Consider the following 6,000-nt stretch of genomic DNA (forward strand, 5'->3'; position numbering starts at 1 on the left):
TTGGCAATGAACGGATGAAAAAAATGGAAATAAATTTTAGTTTTCCTATTGACTTAGTAGGAATATGGTGGTATTATCATTGCATCGCATGAAAGAAGAATATTTCAGAAAAAAGTATTTCAAAGGAGGTGGAAGCCATGACAGGTTATATTGCTGGCAGCAAAAACAATTACATGTGTATGATGCGAATGTGTAACTCCCGGGCGTTTTATATGGCTGGTGCGTCAGTATGCACTGCTTCGCACTCCAGAAGAATACTTGATATAGGTATTTTTTAAGCCAATTGCCCGGGAGCCCTTGTAAGCCCCGGTTTTTTTATTTCATTTTTTATGCGAAAGAAAATAAGACAAAATAACAAAAGAGCAAAAGCACAAAAGAAGAAAAGAGGTTATCAGAATGAGTGAATATAGATTTGAAACATTGCAGCTTCACGTTGGACAGGAACAGGCAGACCCCGCTACAGATGCCCGGGCGGTACCTATCTATCAGACTACATCTTATGTTTTCCATAATTCCGCCCATGCGGCAGCCAGATTTGGCCTGGCAGATGCCGGCAATATCTACGGTAGACTGACAAACTCTACACAGGATGTATTGGAAAAGAGACTGGCGGCCTTGGAGGGCGGCGTAGCGGCTTTGGCACTGGCCTCTGGCGCGGCGGCAATTTCCTATACGATTCAGGCGCTGGCAGGCGCAGGCGAACATATTGTAGCACAGAAAACAATTTATGGCGGCAGCTATAACCTGCTGGCCCATACACTGCCCCGCTACGGTATCACAACAACTTTCGTAGATGCCCATGATCTGGCAGAAGTAGAAGGTGCAATTCAGGAAAATACAAAGGCCATCTATCTGGAAACTCTGGGCAACCCTAACAGCGATATTCCTGATATTGATGCTATCGCGGAAATCGCCCATAAACATGGACTGCCTTTGGTCATCGATAATACTTTCGGTACACCTTATCTGATCCGTCCCATTGAACATGGCGCAGATATCGTCGTACATTCCGCAACAAAATTCATCGGCGGTCATGGTACGACATTGGGCGGCATTATCATAGATTCCGGTAAATTCGACTGGAAGGCCAGCGGCAAATACGCACCCATCGCAGAACCCAACCCCAGCTATCATGGAGTATCCTTTGTGGATGCGGCAGGCCCTGCAGCTTTTGTAACTTATGTGAGAGCGATCCTGCTGAGAGATACCGGCGCGACGATCTCTCCTTTCAACGCATTCCTGCTGCTGCAGGGGGTAGAAACACTGTCCCTGAGACTGGATCGCCATGCGGAAAATACAAAGAAAGTTGTGGAATTTTTGGCAAACCATCCTCAGGTGGAACATGTGAACCATCCTTCCCTGCCGGAACATCCCGATCATGCATTGTATGAAAAATACTTCCCCAACGGCGGCGCAAGCATCTTTACATTCGAGATCAAGGGCGGTCAGGAAGAAGCCCATAAATTTATCGACAATCTGCAGCTGTTCTCTCTTCTGGCAAATGTTGCGGATGTAAAGAGCCTGGTCATCCATCCTGCTACAACGACCCATTCCCAGCTGACAGAAGAAGAATTGCTGGATCAGGGCATTAAGCCGAACACCATCCGTCTGTCTATCGGTACAGAGCATATCGATGATATCATCGCTGACTTGCAGCGCGGGTTTGATGCAATTAAATAATAGTGGATCAAATATTTGTGATCACGTTAATGGATTCTCTCCGAAATCTTTTAAAACGTCTGAACATCTGGAAGCTTGATTTGGTTTCGATATTTTTCACAAACATTTTACAAATACGATTTCCTTGATTTTACAATGCAATCGTATGATGGAACTGTATCTTTCTGTCGAATGACAGAAGGATGCAGTTTTTTTGTGTTTTAAGGAGGAATTTTATGATTTGTGCGATCATCGATATTGGCTCAAATACCATGCGAATGTCTGTTTATAAAATTGAAGGACAGCAGTTTAGCGTGCTGCTTTCAAAAAAAGAGACGGCGGGGCTGGCAAATTATATTACAGAAGGGGAAATGTCTGAAGAGGGCATTGGCGTAATGATTGGGGTGCTGCGGCGGTTCTGCGCCTCTTTGGAATATGTTACTGTGGATACCATCCATGCCTTTGCCACCGCATCTTTGCGTAATATTACCAATTCTGAGCAGGCAATAGAGCGTATCCATCATGCCGTTGGGCTGGAGATTGAGCTGATTTCCGGGGAGGAAGAAGCAATCATGAGCTTTTCCGGTGCAGTCAATGCCGCACCCTTTGAAGATGGCTGTTTGTTTGATTTGGGGGGCGGCAGTACGGAAATCGTTGCATTTGATGACCGCCATCCCTATTATATCAACAGCATTGGAATTGGCTGTTTGAATTTATATAAAGAACATGTGGAAAAAATTTGGCCAAAGAGACGGGAAATCGAAGAGATGAGGAACTTTATCGAGGGAAGCCTTACAAATCTGGAATTGCCCCATGTGCCCAAGCCGCTGCTCATTGGCGTTGGCGGCACAGCCAGAAGCCTGCGGGGGTTGATCAACCTGCGGGAAAACAGAGATGCATCCTGTAAAGAGATCACCAGAAAAGAATTGGAGGACACCATTGCATTCCTGCTGAAAAAAGATACAGCTGCCAGGGATGCTGTGCTGAAAAAATGCCCTGACCGTATCCATACCATTATTCCTGGGGCTCTGGTCATTCAGACACTGGCAAAAAAAATGCACGCAGAACGGCTGTATATCAGTGATTATGGTGTGAGGGAGGGATATTTATGGAAAAAGATTATAAAACTTACGACTTGAGTTATACACAAAACAGAGAATTGAGCTGGCTACAGTTTGACCTGCGGGTATTGGAAGAGGCGGAAAATGAAGCTGTTCCGCTGTTGGAGCGGCTGCGGTTTGCCTCCATTTTTACAACAAATCTGGATGAGTTTTTTATGGTACGTGTGGGCAGTCTGTTTGATGTTTCTATCATGACGCCTGAGGATAAGGATAATAAGAGCGGCCTGACCCCTGCAGAACAGCTTTCTAAAATCTACGAAGCTGTGCCGCCTTTGCTGCATCGCAGAGAAAAGGCCTATGAGCGTATCATGAAGCAGCTGGATAAGCAGGGTATCACGGAAGTGCCTTTTTCTAAGCTGAAGGGAAAAGAAGCAGAATTTGTGCAGGAATATTTCGATAAAACGATACGCCCTTTGCTGAGCCCCCAGATCATAGACCGTTCCCATCCATTTCCTCATCTGAAAAATAAGGCTTTGTATGGCGCTGTGCTGCTGCGTACAGGGGAAAAGACGTTTTTGGGCATTGTAGGTGTACCGGAAGTTTTGCCGCCATTATTGTATTTGCCTACGGATAAGGGCATCCGGTTTTTGCGGATGGAAGAAATCATACTGGGAAACCTGAACCGAATTTTTAAAATCTACATTCCCGAAGAAAGTGCTGTCATCTGCGTTACTAGAAATGCAGATATCAGCTTTGATGCTGATGAGATGGATGAAGACGGCCCGGACTATAGAGAGCACATGTCTAAACTGCTGCGGGCGAGGGACAGACTGGCGCCTGTCTGGCTGGAAGTGGAAGGAAATGCCCATGAATTAGGCAAAATGCTGGCAAAAAAATTGGGACTGAAAAAATATCAGGTTTATTATTCCAAATGTCCCGCTGTACTTTCCTGGGCATATCGCATTGGAGAGGACAGAAAGGATTTGCTCTATCCTCCATTCACTCCGCAGAAACCGGTATATTTGGCAGAAAATGTGCCGATGAAAACACAGATTCGCCAGCGAGATGTACTGTTGTTTTATCCGTATCATTCTATGCAGCCATTTTTAGATTTGCTGAAGGAAGCGGCTAGGGATCGATCGGTAGTATCTATCAGTATCACGCTGTATCGTTTGGCAAGAAATTCTCAGGTGGCAAAATATTTGGTGGAAGCGGCGGAAAATGGGAAAAATGTTACAGTTTTGGTAGAATTGCGTGCCCGTTTTGATGAAAAGAATAATATTGAATGGGCAAAAGTGCTGGAAGAAGCGGGCTGCCGTGTGGTTTATGGACAGGATGGCTTCAAATGCCATTCGAAGATTTGTCTGATCACTTATCAGGAAAAAAACAGTATTTCTTATATCACCCAAGTGGGTACGGGAAATTATAATGAAAAAACAGCAGGATTATATACAGATTTTTGCCTGATGAGTGCTGATGAAGAATTGGGACGGAATGCGGCGGCTTTCTTTGCGAATATGCTGATTGGCAATTTGAATGAAAGCTATTCCCGTTTGCTGATAGCGCCTTACGATATGAAGAGAGGGCTGCTGCGTTTGATTGATAACGAGATTGCCAAAGGGGAAAATGGGCGTATCATTATCAAAACAAACTCTGTGACAGAACGTGACCTGATCGATAAGCTGAAAGAAGCATCCTGTGCAGGGGTACAGATCGATTTGATCGTTCGCGGCATTTGCTGTATCCTGCCTGGTGTTCCCGGAAAAACGGAACATATTCATGTTACAAGCATTGTTGGCCGTTTTTTGGAACATTCCCGTGTTTATTGCTTTGGCAATGGAGACCTGCGCCAGATTTATATTTCCTCTGCGGATATTATGACAAGAAATCAGCAGAGACGGGTTGAGATCGCTTGTCCCATTCTTTCCAGAGAGCATCGGGATTGGTTCTCTTTCTATTTGGAGTTCATCTTGATGGATAATACGAAGGCGAGAGAGCTAACCTCTTTGGGAACGTATGTGAAAAAAGAAGAAAAGGGAAAAGATTCCGTCAATGTACAGCAGTATTTTATCGACCATCCGGTTCAGTTTGCAAGGTCGGAAATACATAAAAAGAGCACTTTTCAAAAAATAGTTGAGATGTTTGGCAAAATAAGCTGAAATTAATCCGATGTATTCAAATATCGTTTATGTTTTAAAAAAATCCGATGGTTTTATATAAGAAAAGCAACAGAAAAAATTTCTGGAATTTGAGGTGCTTTTTGCAAAAGAGGTTGAATCTGAGGTTGCTTTTGTGAAAAAATACATAAAAAAAGCTCCTTTGTAAAAAATATTTACAAAGGGGCTTTTCTGATTTAGCTTTTAAAAATCAAATCTGTTTTTAAATCAGCCCTGATTTTTTTCAGCCATCATTTTTTCCTGCTGTTCGATCATTTTCTTAAACATATGTCCCGAACGAACTATTGAGTTTTTAAGAAATAAACGGAGTTTTAAGGGGCATCATTTTGCTGTTACATATCAATATGTTGTTTGTATTTAAGATTTGGCCTGGTTTTGTATGCAAGATGTTGTTTTGAAAAAGTACTGCAAATTTGCAGTGCTTTTTCAAATTAGAAAATCTTTTATAGGAAAAATATCTTAAGCACATCGGTGAAGGTATTTTATGCCGCGGATATCTCTATTGAAGAAATAATCATAAAAGCCCTTGAACTATAAAAAATCATTATGATATATCGATTCAATCATAGCACAAATTTTGTTGCAAAAGAGATATTTGGAATCGTATAAGAACATAGGGATTTATTTCATAAAGGAGGAAATACAATGAGTAAAGTGATGGCGGTTGTAAACCAAAAAGGTGGCGTGGGAAAGACAACAACCTGTGGGAATTTGGGTATTGGCTTAGCCAGGAAAGGAAAAAAAGTATTGCTGATTGATGCAGATCCGCAGGGCGATCTGACGGCTAGCTTAGGCTTTACGAATCCTGACGAGATTTGCAATACATTAGCATCTGTAATGATGAATATCATCAATGAAGTTGATATGAAGGACGGTTTTGCAATCCTTCGTCATAGCGAGGGGGTGGATGTGCTGCCATCCAATATCGACTTATCTGCCATGGAAATTTCCCTGGTTAATGTGATGAGCAGGGAATTGGTATTGAAGCGTTACATAGAGCAGATCAAAGACGAATATGATTATGTGCTGATTGATGGTATGCCATCTCTGGGGATGCTGACCATCAATGTATTGGCATGTGCAGACAGTGTACTGATACCTGT

Annotated in this window: 4 protein-coding genes; all 4 read left to right on the plus strand. The window is 42.9% G+C overall.

Going from position 1 to position 6,000, the window contains the following annotated elements; translation table 11 throughout:
- Positions 1-396 precede the first annotated feature (396 nt).
- The gene (locus ACI39P_RS07105) at positions 397-1,680 is read left to right on the plus strand and encodes an aminotransferase class I/II-fold pyridoxal phosphate-dependent enzyme (protein ID WP_439719973.1); all 1,284 of its coding nucleotides are present in this window, start codon (positions 397-399) and stop codon (positions 1,678-1,680) included.
- Between the two features lie 215 nt (positions 1,681-1,895).
- Positions 1,896-2,798 carry a Ppx/GppA phosphatase family protein gene (locus tag ACI39P_RS07110; protein WP_439719974.1) on the plus strand — a complete coding sequence of 301 codons (903 nt, stop codon included), beginning with the start codon at positions 1,896-1,898 and terminating at the stop codon, positions 2,796-2,798.
- Positions 2,768-4,879, plus strand: coding sequence for a polyphosphate kinase 1 (gene ppk1, locus ACI39P_RS07115; protein ID WP_439719975.1), 2,112 nt, complete (start codon positions 2,768-2,770; stop codon positions 4,877-4,879). Before ACI39P_RS07110 ends, ppk1 begins: the two co-directional genes overlap by 31 nt.
- A 663-nt stretch (positions 4,880-5,542) precedes the next feature.
- On the plus strand, positions 5,543-6,000 hold a 458-nt coding region (locus ACI39P_RS07120; protein ID WP_439719976.1), incomplete at its 3' end, for an AAA family ATPase.

Source organism: Anaerotignum sp., assembly GCF_051877975.1.
Classification (GTDB): domain Bacteria; phylum Bacillota; class Clostridia; order Lachnospirales; family Anaerotignaceae; genus Anaerotignum_A.